This window comes from Desulfatiglans parachlorophenolica, assembly GCF_055394735.1.
In genome coordinates this window covers 259,226-274,546 of sequence record NZ_AP042460.1, presented here as the reverse complement: position 1 = coordinate 274,546, position 15,321 = coordinate 259,226, and the positions used below count along the sequence as shown (strand labels likewise).

Below are 15,321 nucleotides of genomic sequence, written 5' to 3'. Positions count from 1 at the left end.
CGTTCTGATACATCCTCTTTTAAGGTTCACGGCCCTTGTTGCCCCTTTGGTGCCCACATACCCCATCTGCCTCAATGTCGGTTTTCTTTCGAAAAACAAACGGGTAGCCCGACCCGTTGTCCCAATCTTGAGGCCTTTGATGCGTTTATGATGCCTTTCATCTTATGATTCCTTAAAGTCCTTTGTGATGCGTTTCTTTGAAAGAAGGTAATGGGTGCCTTTGCCGGTTGTCCCTATTTTCTTCAAAATTCCTCTCTTAGATAATTCGTCCAGATCTCGGCTGGCTGTCGGTCGTGAAGCTCCGGTCAACTTTTGATATTCAGAATTGGAAATACGCCCCATTTTTTTTACATAAGACACTGTCAGCAATTGCCTCTCGTTTAATTGGAACCTTGCCAAAACCTCATCCGTCAACCAGTCCCGCCAGACAGTCACGACAAAATATGGGCCGCGTTGCTCGAAATCAGGCCCGGGAAGTCCAGCCTTTCGGCAGTCGGCGATCATATCGGTGGTGCCGGTTCCGGCTTTTTCCACATACTTGATCCGGTACAACGGTTCGGCGATCAAAGGATTGCGAGGCAGCGGTCCATGGGGCTCGCGGAGCAACTCCGGGGTGAGCCCAGGCGGCAACTCACCGGGATTCCATACCTCCATTCGATCAGAAAAGACAAACACCTGCACAAAACCGTTGTTCCTGTAGTCCCTGTGGGCAACCGCATTGACGATCGCCTCCAAGATCACCGGACGGGGAATCTCGAAGGTAACGGGAGCCTGAACGCTTTCGGCACGGGTGCCGACACGGCGATCGATTTTGCCTAAGACAAACTCGACCGCCTCATCGATGACTTCGATCAGCCTACCCTCATAGGGCTGCTGAGATGCGATGGGCTTTTGCTTTACCGTACCGTGGAAATGGAAGCAATGGACCTGCACGTTGTTGAAATACCTTCTTGGCTCTTTTCCGAAAAGGAGCATGGCGGCATTCGTGGGCCTGCCATCACGTAACAGATTGAAGTTCTGAAGGACCGCTTTTGGAGCCCGGGACCCTTTCAGTTTCAATCGCCCGGCGGCCTCCGAGGTTTCGATGAAGTCGGCGACGGCTTTGTTGTCAATATCCCGGAGTGTTGCACCCTCACAGATACTTCCATCAAAGGGCGTTAATCCGATGGCGCTGCGCTGCTCCAGGCTCTCAACAAGGCTGGAGTAGACTTCACGAATCAAGCCTGGCGTATCTGAAAAGCGGCGTCGCGTAACTTGCTTTCCTGCTTTGCGCACCAACGCGGCCATCTCAGGGCTGCGTTTGCTGTCATCATCGCCCTTGACAAAGACCAGCCGTTCCCTATAGGTTTTGGTAGCCTCATCAAATTTCAGTTCTGTTGCCGACTTGCCTGCCTCATTTTTCGGTCCGTATTCATTTCCGAGAATGGCAATGTAGATATCGCATTGGCGAACCTCGCCCAAATAGATATCGTCAGGCTTACGGTCTCCTGCGGGGATATCTTCGAAAACGAACACTTTCAAAATGAACCGCCTGAGCAGAGGATCATTGGTGAGGAAATCCTTTATCCCGCGTCGCTCCTCCGCGAGTTCCTTTTGCACGCTGCTGATGAAAACGCTGTACCGATGCTTGTCCGGTCTCTTCATTCTGTATTCTTGGTTAGGTCTGAACGGCTGTCATCGAATTCATCCGAATCTCTTACATCCATCCATGCCACCAGCTTCAGGCCATCGCTGGCTTCCTGCCCACCCGCAACCTGGGCCATGGTGTCGGATTTGCGGATCCTGAAGTCCCGGGTTCGGATGTGGGCCTCGATGGCCTTCAGTCTTTCCCGCCTGAATTTGAGGGAACGGGGGAATGGCCATGGGGTCGCAGGTTCTGAGGCGATGTGCCGGTCGATTTCATCCGGGGTGATCAGGACCTTTTACGATCCCCCTGGTAGAAAGGACCATCGCAATTTCCCCAACTCCCGGGATTTCGACTGCGCTCCCCCTGGAGGGAAGCGGTAACAGGCAAAGACGCCGGGCACGCCGGCTGTGGCAGGTCGGGCGGAAAAAACGCGCCAGGGGAAATCATGAAGAAAACGCTCCAGGTCCGGGGCATCCTCCAGGACCTTGTTGAGAAGAAGGTGGAGTCCCCTCTGGAATGCTTGATTCTTTTTCAGATCCTTGTTTTTAAACTCAAGTTCGTCATCCTCACCTTCAATCCGGGCTGAGGGGCAATCCTCCCTCCGGTCGCGTCATGCCCTACATCTTCTTGGCCACATAGACGCCGTAGCTGTAATAGTCGCGGTATTTTTCATAAAGGGCCATCTCGAGCCGTTCCGCATCGACCACGGCCTTGGCCTGTCCGCTCCAGCCATGCCGTTCAAGAAACGCATCCAATCGGCTCTGCATGGGGCGATAGTAATTCTCGAGCCAGCAATGCACCGGCAGAACGAAGTAGGCCTCGGGGCTGTAGCCATGCCGTTCGAGGTGCCCGATCTTCGCCGAAGCGAGATCGATCTCCGGGTACTCGGTCTCCCAATGAGACTGGAGCTCCGCTGGTCTCGCAGCACTGAGCCAGGTAATCTCGGAAACGACGAGCTTTCCGCCAGGCTTCAGGAATCGGTTCCAGGCCGATACCCCGGCCTCGAAGCCCATGTTGTAGACGGCCCCTTCGGACCAGATCACGTCGAACTGACCTTCCTTGAACGGCAGGGCATCCATGGAGCCATTCAGCGTGACAATCCTGTCCGCAACTCCATGGTCCTTCGCCCGGGCTTGAAGCTCGTCGAGAAACTCCGGCAGGAAGTCCACGGCGGTCATTTCGGCATCCAGCTCCCTGGCCAGGAGGATGGTCGATGCGCCGGTGCCGCAGCCGATATCCGCTATCTTCAAATGGCGCGACCGGTCGAGTCCTGCCAGTTCCATCGCCCGTTTTGTTTCGGCCTCCCCGCCTGGCCCCTGCCTGGATTGTGATTTGTGCAGATCGACCAGGAGCTGCAGCTGTACATCGTCCATTTTTTCCTCATTGTCCACCCCGGATCAACCCTTCAGCCAGTTCCAGCGCACCCACCGGCCAGAAGCACGCTGGTCGCGGGCGGTGGACGCCAGGTTGCCCGGCCTTGGGGCGGCAGTTCAGAACCCGGTCGACCCATTGGGCGGGTATAGCCTCAAGGCCGCACACAGCGCCCAAGAGCGCCCCACAAATGGCCGCGTTCGTATCGGTGTCTCCTCCCCTCATGACCGTGTCGACGACGCCTGCTTCAAAGCTCGGGGCATGGAGCAGTTGCCACAGGGCATTGCGAAACGCGATCAAGACCCAGCCCTGCTGCCGGACATAGTCAGCCGGCGGGGCTTCGGCGGCTCCAAGAACGGCGTCCATGAGAGCCGGGTCGACTGCCAAGTCGACAGCCCACTGCCTGATATTCTGGTAGAGCCTGTCGGCCTCGCAGCCGGATGCAGTGGCATGAGCAATCGCCATGGTGAAAAGCGCGCTGGCCTGCAGGCACACCGGGTTGGGATGCGTCAGGGCGGCGTCTTGCCTGGCCCAGTCGCCCACTGTCTCCAATGGGTGGTTGGCTCCGAAGATGCCCAGGGGGCTGATCCGCATCATGGCCCCATTGGCCTGGCTGTCTGGATTCGGACGCCCCCGCAAACCGCTGGCGATGGTCATGCCGCAGTCGAAAGGATCGGAGTCGAGCCAGAATCGATAGGCCTGAAACGCGGCATCAGGGTCATAGATCCTACGCTCTGTCAGCATCCGCGCCAGCAGCAGCGCCATTTCCGAGTCATCCGTCGGTTGACCGGCAAGGGTGTTCCAGGTGCCGCCATCGGCCAGTTCCCGCACGCCATCCGGGTACCTGCGACGGATCTCCTCCGGCGACCGGAACTCGACCAGGCTGCCGAGGGCATCTCCCGCGAGCTGGCCGAGGAGGCAGCCCTGGGCCCGGGATAAAACGGATCGAAATGCTGGATTTCTATTGCAGGAGTTCATGCATTCCTTCCTCGAAATAGTTTGAGTATTTCTCCTTCACCGCCTCGGCTATATCCCGGTCTTGTTTCCACAGAATGGCGTGCTCTACCGCCAGACGGATAGCGTGCAGAGTATTGCCATGATTGGAAAAAATGCCATGTTTTGCGCTCCGGAACGCTGGGGGGACAGGATCACCCATAGAGCTCGCGGCTCGTTTCCTCAGCCATGGGCCTTTTTTATGCAATTTGGGCTACCTTGCTCATGAATCAAAACCTTACCCGCCCTACACTAAATATTCCAGGGGGGCGTGTCTCACTCGAATTGATACAGAGGGGCCACATGTTATGAACGGTGCTGTATTGCCAAAGCGACTCCATCCGTAAAATCAGTCTTCGCCATGGGGTGGTTGTGCGGCGAATATCGTCAACATCAGCTCAGAGTCATCAAGAAGTCTGTATTCCGGTTTCCTGCCAGACAGTCTTTCGCTCTCGGTGATGATGATCGGCACACCTTCGCCGCGCTTGTCCATGATGAAATTCCGCTGACTGCCGATAGCATCCACATTCATAGGGCAACGCGCCAGCAAGGAACTGATCAATTCATTCCGTGACGATTGCCGCTCCGAAATGCTCTCAATAGTCATGGTGTTGGGGATCGCGCCGGGCGAAAAGATTTCCACTCGATCAGAGAACAGATGCAGGCGAATCTTGGAACCGTAAATGGAGTAATCCCGATGAGCCACAGCGTTGACCACCGCCTCGAATACCGCGTTCATGGAGAACTGCGGGGTTTCAATCCGATTGGGCGCTTTGATGGCAAAGACCCGCATGTTTCTTTCCACAAACTTGCAGGCGTCCCGGATCTGAACATCAAGTGGGCCAGTAATGTCCTTGGCGTCCAGTTGATAGGCGGCGTTGCGCTCGGTGCCTCGGTAACAAACCGCCTGAATAAAAGCGCTGGACATAAAAGACTCCGGTGCATCCGAGGCCATCAAAATACCGCTGACTGTGGCTCGGATGGTGCCGTCTTCGTCCTTGGCAACAAGTTTCATTTTTTCGAGAAATTCCTGATCCGCTTTAGGTGAGATGACTGTTCGGAATCTGCTCCATAGCTTGGGATTCAAATCATCGATCGTTGTGCCCGGAACCGTTTGTTCATCGAAACGGATAAGCCGCACCTGACTGCGCTGCTGGAATAACCGCGCGAGGACATCCGGTTTCATCTCGCGCTTGGAACTCCCAAGGCGGCGGAAATAGCCGTTTGGGCTTTTGTGGACAAACAGGCTGCGGGGCACATCGATTCGCAGGATTGTTTTGTCACCACCTTGTTGATCAGGCACAATGAGCTTTCGAATCACGCAATCGAGGGGCGGGTCAATGGAATCGTTGCAGATGGAACAAAGCCAGTCTTCAACGATGTCAAGTTTTTCTGGTGGTATCCCTCGAATCACTTTGGTCTTGTCGTCAACCCCCAGAACAATGATGCCGGATGCCGTATTCGCCATGGCAGCCAGTTCGTCCGCCATGCCGTCCTTGTGGGGACCGGTGACTTTGCTGCCGCTGAATTCAACCGCCTTGAGTGCAAGAACAGAGTCCTCTCCCAGCGCGATTTGTTTGAGCAAGTCGGATATATTTTCGTACATCACTAACCCCCATTTCCACTAATGGACAAAGCGATACGGAATCCATATATAGACCTCACTCCTTCGTTCACCATGTTTTCGGTAAAAGCCCAGAGGTCTCGCGCTCACCTAAAATCCGGAGACAATGCCAAAAAATTATCCCAACAAACTACTTTGATGGACGGCCAAAATCAAGGGCTGTGCCGAATTGCGCCGAGTTTTCCAAAAAACGGCTTGACTGCCGCTCGCGATCCGGACATCCTTTTATAGCAAGCTCACAGTGTAACTCCATACAGAACAGCTTGTTATCTCCTTCAACGAAGCCGCCATCACCCCTCGCTGCATGCTGTGCCTGCCAACCCCCAATCCTTCCAACCGGTCGATGCGCGGCAGGTCACGCTGCGGGTCGGTGAAGATCCCAGTTCACTATGGATCAGACACCCAGTCGCAGGTCGGATGGCCGAGGCGCAGCTCGCCTCATGCTGTCTCCTGCATATTTTTGTTATATGCCATAAGATTTTGACGGATCCGGTCAAATCCGGGGATATTTTTTCAATTGATTTGAAAAGGTAGCTTTGTAGTTGTGAGCGGCAGGGGGCCGATCTCAAAAGGCTATGAGGTTTTGAAGACTGGCGGAAAGCCCTTTGGGATCGACAAGAATGGCATACCCGCAGAACACTCTGGGCGTCATCAGAGCAGGTTAGAATCGACGATCTTGCCGGCACTCCTTATTATAATGTCCGGGCGCCGGCCCCCTCGAAGGGGCCTTCATCAAAATGGGAAAGGGTGGGGAGAGGTTCGGAAGTGGGGAGAAAATGGCGAGAAAAAAACCCTCCCCAAAAAGGTTTTTGAGCGAAACCAAAAACCCTATAAATTCTGGTGCCTGGGACAGGAATCGAACCCGTACAGCCCTAAGACCAGAGAAATTTTAATGCCGGTTGCAGGCCCTTTTCTTTCAAGAAATTACCAGGGGCTGTCCTGATTTTGTTCTGAAAAACTGCGCCTTGCCTGATTTTTCACCCCTACCTTCCCCGGATCGGCCTGGAACGCCAGCCCAGAAGCAGCCTGCCAGGGACTGTCACTTTCAATTTGAAATTTCTGCAAAAATATGAATAAGTTCTACGAATGAACGGCACCGACAAGGCGCACTGTTTTACAGCCTTTAATCTTATCCAATATCATTTTGCTAACTGCGAACGGGTTGCTGACCTAGCAGCCTAATTTTTTCTTGTATTATGCGGCAGAAGCGCCGCATAAGTCAAAGTTGGCGTATTCAAATCGAGTCGTCAAACCTAAAAAGCTTGCTTTTTAGGTTTGTTGGTGATACATCCAAAAGTACTAAAGGAGGTACGACATGGGCAAGCTATCAAATATTATTCCGGTTAGCGATTTAAGGCAAAATGCAGCAAAGCTACTGAAACAATTACGAAACAGCAAAGAGCCTCTTATAATTACACAAAGAGGTCGGGCAACAGCGGTAATAATCAGTGTTGATGCCTATGAGAAATCTGAACACGAGAAGGAGATGTTGCGCCTTTTGGCGAAGGGAGATAGGGAAATCGAAACGGGTCAAGGGTATGACCTGGATACAGTTCTTGCTGAAACCAACGCCATTTTGTCCAAGGAGCCTTCGTGAAGGTTAAATTTACACCTTCTGCCAAAACTCAATTCCTTTCTGCGCTATCATACATTCGAAAGGATAAACCTTCAGCGGCTATTGATTTTCGTAATCGGGCTGAAAAAATCCTGCGAAGGCTTGAGGATTTTCCTGAATCCGGGAGAATAATACCTGAATGTGCAGAACTCCCCTACCGAGAAGTGATCATGGAAGTGGACCCCTTAAATGGGACCACAGATTAAGGTATAATCTGAGGTCAAGAAAGGGGGACAACGATGGCGAAGCGACGGAGATTCACCAAGCAATTCAAGGCCAAGGTGGCGCTGGAGGCAATCAAGGGACAACGGCCGGTTCACGAGCTGGCGAAAGAATTTGATGTCCATCCGAACCAGATTGGGCAATGGAAAAAGCAGCTGTTGGAAGGTGCCTCGCAGCTTTTTGATCGCGGTCAGGACGCAGATACAGCCGCCCAGGCGGCTGAATTGGATCGGGCGTATCGGCAGGTCGGACGCCTTCAGGTCGAAGTGGATTTTTTGAAAAAAAAAGTCGGTCATCTGGACTGACGATTGCGGCGAAGCGGTCTATGGTTGAACAGGATCATCCGGACTTGAGCATCCGCCGGCAGTGCGGTCTGCTGAAACTGCAGCGATCCAGCTACTATCGCGGCCCAAGGGGTGAGAGCGAGAAGAATCTCGAGCTGATGCGGTTGATTGACGAAGAATATCTTCGGCACCCGTTTTTCGGAAGCCGTAAAATGCGCGATTATCTCGTACAGCTTGGGCATGGGGTCAACAGGAAGCGGGTTCGACGTCTGATGCAGCTGATGGGGCTTGAATCCATCGCTCCCCGAAAAAAGCGGACAACCGTGCCTGACAAAGGTCATAAGATTTATCCCTATTTGCTGCGCGATCTCCCAATCGTACGGCCGGACCAGGTATGGGCAAGTGACATTACGTACGTTCCGATGCGGGGCGGATTTGTGTATCTGACGGTTGTCATGGACTGGTACAGCCGCTACGTTCTATCCTGGGAAGTGTCGGTCACCATGGATGAGAGCTTCTGCGTGAGCAGCCTCGAGCGGGCCCTGAGACGGTATTCGAAGCCGGAGATTTTCAACACGGACCAGGGATCGCAATATACCGGAGCCGCTTTTACGGGGGTGCTCACGGACCACGGAATCAAAATCAGCATGGATGGCAAAGGCCGTGCGACAGATAATATCATGGTCGAACGTCTATGGCGCTCGCTAAAGTACGAGGATATTTACATCAGGGAATACGAGACGATAGCGGACCTGATCGACGGCCTTAGGGCCTACTTCGAGTTCTACAACAACCGCCGGCCGCACCAGGGGCTGAACGGCCGGATCCCGGCAGAGGTCTACTATCAAACACCGCTGCTTAGGATGGCAGCCTGATGGGCTCGGGTACAGTAAGCCGCAGCCGGCTTGGCCACGCCTCGCCTGAGCTCCGCAAGGCTCCGCGAGGCGAGGCCAAGCCCCGACTAACGAACAGTCGGAGTGAAATTGGAGTTCTTACACCTTAAATCTCTCGAAAACTGGTCCCGTACTTGGGGTCCACCTCATATCTAGGCGTTCCAGGCCGATACGGGAAAGGTAGTTGTGCAAGATCAAGAAAGATGTAGTTTTTCTAAACGAAATCAGGGCAGCGCTAGATAATTTTATAAAGGAACAGTGTCTACAACCGGAATCAAAATGCCCTGAACCTTAGGTCTATAAGTATTCGGCTCCTGTCTCAGACGATATTTATAATGATATTTATAACCTGAATCCGTGAGCGAATTACTTATAAAATTAACGCACATAGCAATATAATATATTGATTTTATTCACTAACTGTGCTACGGTTTCACCTGTCAAAAGATCACTTGGGAGGTGAAACGTGAAACGATTTAACCTTGAGCGGTCCAAAAAAGATTTCTACACCTCGCACTCGGGTCTTGCATTGATCGGACTGGGCATCAACTATTACAGCGACCTGCCAGGCAAAGCACGGAAGGCATTTCCTCTTGCCAAAGGCGTCAGCGGAATCGGACTGGACGACGTCGTGCGCAGCTATGTCGGCATGCTCTCTCTTGGTCAAAGCGATTATGAAGCCGTAACCAATAAGAAAGACGACACCTATTTCAAGCAGTCCCTGGGTATTCGTAAAGTGCCTTCGGCCGAAACATTACGCCAACGCCTGGATGATGTTGCCGTGGGTCTGCGGCCTTTGGTGGATGCTGCAGCAGTCGATTTTATCCGTAATTCCGAAGCGTTGATTACAAAATTGGATACCGGGCACATTCCTCTTGATTGCGATGTGTTCCCCATGGACAACTCCCAGACCAAGAAAGAGGGGGTTTCCCGCACCTACTCCGGCACCGATGGATACGCGCCCATCGCCGCTTATCTGGGCCGGGAGGGTTGGTGCCTGGAACTCGAACTGCGGGAAGGCAAACAGCACAGCCAGTGCGAGTTCATCCCCTACCTGGAACGTGTTCTGAAAAAGGCCCGCACCCTGACCTCGGAAAAGCTCCTTGTCCGCCTGGATTCCGCCCACGATGCCCTCGAAACCCGTGCCACCCTTGCGGGGCATGAAAAAGTCAGCTACATCATCAAATGGAACCCGCGTAACGAAGACCAGGCGGAGTGGGCCAGCCAGATCTTTACCAAAGGGACGGTTACCTCCCCGCGACCCGGCAAAAGGGTCGGAATCCTCCGAGTCCACATCCGCCAGGAATATCAGGGCAAAACTTACCGCTTCCAAAGGGTGATGCGGGCCGTTGAGCGCACCAGCGACAAACGCGGTCAACTGCTGCTCAAACCGGACATCGAGGTGGAGGCCTGGTGGACGACGCTCGATCTGCCGGATGAAAAGGTGATCCGGCTTTACGAGGACCACGCCACCAGCGAGCAGTTCCACAGTGAGATCAAATCCGACATGGACATGGAACGCCTGCCATCGGGCAAGTTCGCCACCAATGCCCTGATCTTGACCTTGGCCGGTCTGACCTACAACATCCTGCGTTTCATCGGGCAGTTGGGCCTCGTCGGAGACCGGTCACCCTTACGCCATCCGGCCAAAAGGCGCCGCATCAAAACGGTCATCCAGGAACTGATGTATCTGGCTGCGCGGTTGGTCACAACCGGCCGGCGTTTAAAAATCGTCTTCAGCCGACATTGTCCGGCTTTTGAAGCCTTCGGGGCTATGCACAACCGCCTGGCATGCGGCTAGACCCGCAAACCAGGAAGTTTCATCAACCAAAATAGGTTATCTCAGGGTGAATCATGCCTAAAAAAAGCCATAAAACATAACTGTTCATCAAAGAGCATCAAAGAACGACTCAAATAGTGAGTGTAGAGGCTTCAGAAGGCTCACATCTACCGGTGGACAGGCCGATATTACGCTTCTGAGCCTGAAACCGGGCGACTGTTTACTGGAGTCTCACGGATTCAGGTATAAATATAAAGCCCGCGCGTTGTAGTTATAAATATTTAATTTAATGAGATTTGTTGCTGAACCAAATGTGCGCTTTTTTAATCGGTGCGATTTTTAAGACAGCGTTAGCTATCTTGTCCAGGATATCTTTTCGAAGAGAATTGATTGATACAGAATTAGGTCCAGAGCAACGCTTTCGCATGTCAGTATTGGCAACGAATCCGGCAGAGGTTACCCCCCCAAATACATTTCGGATTCGAGAATTTTGACATCGGTGATATTCCTTTTTAATATTTCCTCTGACTAATTCGTCATAGATTGTTTTGTTCTTCTTAACTGCTGAAACAGCAAATCCGTAATCAATTTCTACACCCCCTGATACGATATCATAAAGGTAGGATGCATTGCGCGGCATCAAGATGGTAGATTTCAAAATGTCTACTTGCAGATTTGAATAGGTAATGGTTTCAGTACGTTCTGGTAAGTCTCTTTCATTATTTCGTATTTGTTCAACAATGACTGTGATTGTCGCAGAGCTTTCAGAGGAAACCCACTCCACTCCCTGAATTTTTGAGCGTAATATTTCAAGCAAATCTTCGGCGAAGAGGCGATCTGCATTTTCTACTTTAAGAAAGACCTGTTGAGTGGTTGGTTCCTTCCATGCAGTAACAAACTCTGGGAAAACAGAAGTTATGCTTGACATTTCCCTAGGGTTTAAAAAAAATTCAGCGAAAACAGCTTTTACTCTTTTGCCCTCCTCTGAGTCTTTTCCTACACGTTGAACATATTCCATTAAAGGTTGTATCGGTCTATCATTGTTGATATTCATCTGAATTTCTTCAATAGTACGGTCCGCTAAAATTCTTTGGTGTTCTGGCGTTTTTAAGATTGGAAACGGATCGATTTCGCTTTCGAGATCAAAGGCTAATTGCCCACTCAAATTACCTTCCATTACCTTTTTTTCTAGTGAATCAAACAGACCAGTTGTTATATCTTCTGAGTAGATTTTAGCTGAAGTAATCGTTGTGATTCTATCGTAAAGAAGTTTAGCGTTATACGGGGTGTCTACGTGGTCAATAGCTATGCTAAAATAGCGTAAGTAATTACTTTTTACGGAAGGATAAGAATTGAAGATCTTCTGAAGTGCGGTGATGCCATCAGAATATTCAAGAGATTTTTTGATTTTATAAGTAGCAAGAATGTAATTGTCTTTGCCTATAGCTGTTTTTGCGTCTCTTGCATATTCTGATGCACGACTTTTTGAATCGCCTGTGTATAGGGAAGTCGTTGTGCAGCTAGCCAGAAAAATTAAGAGTAGAAATGGCAGTAATTTAGCAGGATGCATCATTGCCCTCGTATGCGATTTATGTAAAGTAAAATTATTTTGCGTAAGTTAATAAAATATAGAATATTTAATTTATTATGTGTTCTTATATGATTATTTAGAGGTCATCGATAGCTCAGATTTTATCTGCGCAGATATAAGAAGAAAAATACACCAGTTCAAGAGGCCTATAAAACTCCTTATAGCAAGTTTTTGCGATAGTCAACCCGAAAAGAGAGACAGGTTTGCATGATGGGGACTAGTCTGTGCTAAGGTTGGAAGTGGAAATATGCCGTTTTTGTGGTTTCTTTGATTTATGACTTAGCTGCGTTTATCCTGTCTTGCCTCAAGTTCTCTCATGTCTTCTCATATTTTTCCTTTGCTAAATCAGCATTTTAAAATGGATCTCGCTTGGTGATATGAAGTGCCGTGTCTGAAAGCTGTTTACCATTTTGCAGGTCCGGCAGTCCTCATTTTTGATAGCTTTGGTTTTTCGTGGACTCTGCGGCGCCGTCAATATGTAAAAACAATGAGTAAAGTGGAAGAATCGCCTGGAATTTGGGTAAAGAAAGAGTCTAAGGCAAATACATCAATTATCATGTAAGTACATCTTTTCTCCTTTCTCAATTGAGGCGGGGCGAAGATCGCAGAAGCGGCCTTCGACCCGTCTCCGAACCGCTTAGAGGGCTTCCAATGACGTAAGCGTCAGAGCTACCCACCTGGCTCAGGATTGCGCATAGGTGTAAGATCGGCGGCATCGGTGGTAGTGGGTGATGGAAACGTCCCATTTTCATGACGTTGCCACGAAGGTGAAGGTCTTCGACTGCAGAAATTTTTTCACAGGAACGGTAAGCAGATCATCTCGATAGGCACGAGCGCGGGTGGCCCTCAGGAAAACCCGGCGGCAGGCATGAAGTTTTGCCGCCAGGCTCCGTGGAACGCGGGTTGCCCAGATGAAGAGCGGGAGTTTACGAACCGGAGGAAAGGATCAAACCGTTCTGGCCTTTTGCCATAGGCTGCCACCGATCAGGGAGCAGTTCCCGGAATTGGCTGACAGGATGGTGCATGATCCGGCGAAGGATGTCGTTGAAATACTCCCAGGGGTTGACGTCGCAGGCTTTACAGGACTGGATAAGGCCGAGGAAAAGCGCTGCGGCTCTCGGGCCACGCTCACTGCCCGCGAACATCCAGTTCTTGGGTCCGAGCGCGAGTGGTCTGATGGCGTTTTCCGCCGTGTTGTTGTCGGGCTTCAGCCAGCCGTTTTCGAGGTATCGCTTCAGGGCGGCTCTCTGGTTCAGGGTGTAGTCAATGGCCTTTCGCAGGGGCTCAGAGGGAATGGTCGCCGTCTTGAGTTCCTCGAGCCGGGCGAAGATCCCCTCGATGACCGGCGCAGCATGAATCCGCCTCGCATTGGAACGCTCAACCGGGTCAAGATCAGTGCATTCTTTCTCGATTAGATATAGTTTGGCGATGCGGGCTATGATCTCTGTCGCTTCCTGGGGACGAGAGGATACCGCTTCATCGAACTTTCTGCGGGCATGAACCCAGCAGGCCACTTCGATGACCCCGTCTTGACGGAACAGTTCATCGTAGCCGCTGTAGGCGTCCGCATGCGCATAGCCCTGGTAGCCGGCCAGGAAATTCAAGGGCCTTTGCTTGCTTCGATCCAGGGAAAACTCGAAAACGACCAACGGAGGGTCCGGTCCGCCGCGGACATAGACCCATAGCCGGGTCTTTTTCACCTTCCCGCTGCCCTTGACCTGAAGCGGAATGATGGAATCGTCCGTAAAGAGGACGTCGGTTTCGAGCACGGCCCCTCTGAGCATGTCCTCAAGGACCTTGACCGCCTCGTAAGTTTGCATGATCCAGCTGCTCTGGGTGGCCCGGGGAATGTCGACCCCCTCGGGCTCGAAAATCCCGTCCTGGCGGTAGAGCGGGAGATGATCCGCGAATTTGCTCACGATGATGTAGGAAAGGAGCCCTACATCAGCCTTGCACCGCTCGATCGGATGGTCGGGCATGGGGGCGGTCAGCACGCCCACTTCGGCTGTGCTGTCCGGGGAGACGTACTTGGGGCGTTTGTACACGTTGACGATCAGCTTGCCGGGCCGATACTCCAGCTTCTCCGAGACCTCGCAGCCGATCTCCTTGAGGGGCTTGCCCGTTTGCGGGCAGAACTTCTCTTCTTCCAGGGATATCCAGAACGATCTCGACCCGTTCGAGGTGCTCGGGGATGGGCAGGCGGCCCGGGTGGTTGTGCTTGGAGGACTTCGGCTTGCGTGGTGCGGTGCTCGGGGGAACCTCAGCCAGAGGTTCGATGGTCGCGGGCTGTCCAGCGGTCTCCATCAGCAGGGAGTCGAACATCAGTTGATCGGGGTGCATCTTCTCCGAGCGGCGCCCATAGACCCGGCGCAGAAGCTGTTCGACCTGGTTCTGGAGCGTGCGCAGGGACAGTTCCCTGGAACGGAGCTGTTTGGTCAGTTCCTGGATCTGGAGGTCCTTTTCTTGGATGAGCGCGATGGCTTCCTGGAGGGTCGATACCATGCCGCGATATTTAATATAAAATAACGCATTTGTCAATAATTATCTTTGTGTAATATAACGTTTGTTGACTTTTTTCGGCACCACGCCCTCCAGCAGGAGCATCAGTTGCCGGCGGTCGATCCGCCCGTTGGCGGCGCACGCATCCGGAGGCCGGAAGGAGCCCTGTTCAAGGCGCTTCATCCAGATGGCCAGGCCGTCTCCCTCGAAGTACAGGATCTTGACCATGTTGCGGCGGCGGTTGCAGAAGACAAAAAGGGAACCGGAAAGCGGATCGACCCGAAGTTCTGAGCGGATGAGGCCGCAAAGCCCGTCGAAGGACCGGCGCATATCGCAGGGTGAACGGTAGAGATAGATGTGGGTAATGGCGCTCAGGGCAAGCACGGAAGGTTCTCCGCTCTGCAAACGGTCTGGATCACGGAAAGGAGCGTCGGGGGATGGAATCCCTCGCTCACTTCGATCCAGATCTGGTCCGTTATGCGGATGCGGATGGGACTTGCGGGCTGATTGGCTGAAGGAACCAGCTCAATGAATCCGCTGGCAGGAAGCTGGCTGCGGGCTTCCTTTCGAAGACATTGGTTCCATTTATAGAACTGGTGGAGACTGAGCTTCTGCTCGGCGCAGAATGCCTTGATGCTCAAGCCACTGGCAGCCTGCGCCCTGATCAGCTTGGTCCAATACAAAACTCGATCTGCTCTCATCTGTGCTTGCCTCTCTTCCATGGGCCTGTCCTCCCGACGGCATATGCGCCACCTTGAAGAGAGAGCATATCTGCATGTGAGGAAGCGAACAACGTGGTTTGGTCTGACGGTTACAGAACGA

General features: G+C 52.3%; 14 protein-coding genes and 1 pseudogene. 5 read left to right on the top strand and 10 right to left on the bottom strand.

Annotation, left to right across the window (positions count from 1 at the left end; genetic code table 11):
* Window positions 1-162: 162 nt before the first annotated feature.
* Together ACZ500_RS01260 and ACZ500_RS01255 are read right to left on the bottom strand one after the other, a co-directional pair.
* Complete coding sequence (locus tag ACZ500_RS01260; RefSeq protein ID WP_464230724.1) at window positions 163-1,644, bottom strand: ATP-binding protein; 1,482 nt, start codon at window positions 1,642-1,644, stop codon at window positions 163-165.
* Complete coding sequence (locus ACZ500_RS01255; RefSeq protein WP_464230723.1) at window positions 1,641-1,763, bottom strand: hypothetical protein; 123 nt, start codon at window positions 1,761-1,763, stop codon at window positions 1,641-1,643. The genes ACZ500_RS01260 and ACZ500_RS01255 overlap by 4 nt, the downstream gene beginning before the upstream one ends.
* Window positions 1,764-2,072: 309 nt before the next feature.
* Here ACZ500_RS01255 and ACZ500_RS01250 point away from each other — a divergent pair, with 309 nt between their 5' ends.
* The gene (locus tag ACZ500_RS01250; RefSeq protein ID WP_464230722.1) at window positions 2,073-2,213 is read left to right on the top strand and encodes a hypothetical protein; all 141 of its coding nucleotides are present in this window, start codon (window positions 2,073-2,075) and stop codon (window positions 2,211-2,213) included.
* Between the two features lie 31 nt (window positions 2,214-2,244).
* Here ACZ500_RS01250 and ACZ500_RS01245 read toward each other — a convergent pair whose 3' ends face one another.
* The 3 genes from ACZ500_RS01245 to ACZ500_RS01235 form a co-directional block, all read right to left on the bottom strand.
* Window positions 2,245-3,000: a class I SAM-dependent methyltransferase gene (locus ACZ500_RS01245; protein WP_464230721.1), complete on the bottom strand. Its 756-nt coding sequence runs from the start codon at window positions 2,998-3,000 to the stop codon at window positions 2,245-2,247.
* Window positions 3,001-3,007: 7 nt separating this feature from the next.
* Window positions 3,008-3,976 carry an ADP-ribosylglycohydrolase family protein gene (locus ACZ500_RS01240; protein WP_464230720.1) on the bottom strand — a complete coding sequence of 323 codons (969 nt, stop codon included), beginning with the start codon at window positions 3,974-3,976 and terminating at the stop codon, window positions 3,008-3,010.
* A 364-nt stretch (window positions 3,977-4,340) separates the two neighbouring features.
* Window positions 4,341-5,597 (bottom strand): ATP-binding protein, encoded by a 1,257-nt coding sequence (locus tag ACZ500_RS01235; RefSeq protein ID WP_464230719.1) that lies wholly within the window; start codon window positions 5,595-5,597, stop codon window positions 4,341-4,343.
* A gap of 1,333 nt (window positions 5,598-6,930) precedes the next feature.
* On the opposite strand from ACZ500_RS01235, the gene ACZ500_RS01230 reads away from it, so the two are divergent.
* The 4 genes from ACZ500_RS01230 (at window position 6,931) to ACZ500_RS01215 (ending at window position 10,430) form a co-directional block, all read left to right on the top strand.
* Window positions 6,931-7,212, top strand: coding sequence for a type II toxin-antitoxin system Phd/YefM family antitoxin (locus tag ACZ500_RS01230; RefSeq protein WP_464230718.1), 282 nt, complete (start codon window positions 6,931-6,933; stop codon window positions 7,210-7,212).
* On the top strand, window positions 7,209-7,436 hold the full coding sequence (locus ACZ500_RS01225; protein WP_464230717.1) for a type II toxin-antitoxin system RelE/ParE family toxin: 228 nt from the start codon (window positions 7,209-7,211) through the stop codon (window positions 7,434-7,436). Before ACZ500_RS01230 ends, ACZ500_RS01225 begins: the two co-directional genes overlap by 4 nt.
* Before the next feature lie 33 nt (window positions 7,437-7,469).
* A protein-coding gene (locus ACZ500_RS01220) for an IS3 family transposase (RefSeq protein WP_464230716.1) occupies window positions 7,470-8,611 on the top strand; the annotation gives its coding sequence in 2 pieces (ribosomal slippage) (window positions 7,470-7,742 and window positions 7,745-8,611; 1,140 coding nt in all).
* Between the two features lie 484 nt (window positions 8,612-9,095).
* Window positions 9,096-10,430: an IS1380 family transposase gene (locus ACZ500_RS01215; protein ID WP_464230715.1), complete on the top strand. Its 1,335-nt coding sequence runs from the start codon at window positions 9,096-9,098 to the stop codon at window positions 10,428-10,430.
* Window positions 10,431-10,695: 265 nt separating this feature from the next.
* Here ACZ500_RS01215 and ACZ500_RS01210 read toward each other — a convergent pair whose 3' ends face one another.
* The 5 genes and pseudogenes from ACZ500_RS01210 to tnpA form a co-directional block, all read right to left on the bottom strand.
* Window positions 10,696-11,982 (bottom strand): hypothetical protein, encoded by a 1,287-nt coding sequence (locus ACZ500_RS01210; protein WP_464230714.1) that lies wholly within the window; start codon window positions 11,980-11,982, stop codon window positions 10,696-10,698.
* 944 nt (window positions 11,983-12,926) lie between these two features.
* Window positions 12,927-14,102, bottom strand: a complete 1,176-nt coding sequence (tnpC, locus tag ACZ500_RS01205; protein WP_464233137.1) for an IS66 family transposase — start codon at window positions 14,100-14,102, stop codon at window positions 12,927-12,929.
* Window positions 14,103-14,223: 121 nt separating this feature from the next.
* Window positions 14,224-14,340: pseudogene (locus ACZ500_RS01200) on the bottom strand (hypothetical protein); the annotation flags it as partial.
* A gap of 201 nt (window positions 14,341-14,541) precedes the next feature.
* Window positions 14,542-14,883, bottom strand: a complete 342-nt coding sequence (tnpB, locus tag ACZ500_RS01195; RefSeq protein WP_464230713.1) for an IS66 family insertion sequence element accessory protein TnpB — start codon at window positions 14,881-14,883, stop codon at window positions 14,542-14,544.
* Window positions 14,871-15,200, bottom strand: coding sequence for an IS66 family insertion sequence element accessory protein TnpA (tnpA, locus tag ACZ500_RS01190; protein WP_464230712.1), 330 nt, complete (start codon window positions 15,198-15,200; stop codon window positions 14,871-14,873). Before tnpA ends, tnpB begins: the two co-directional genes overlap by 13 nt.
* Between the last annotated feature and the right edge of the window lie 121 nt (window positions 15,201-15,321).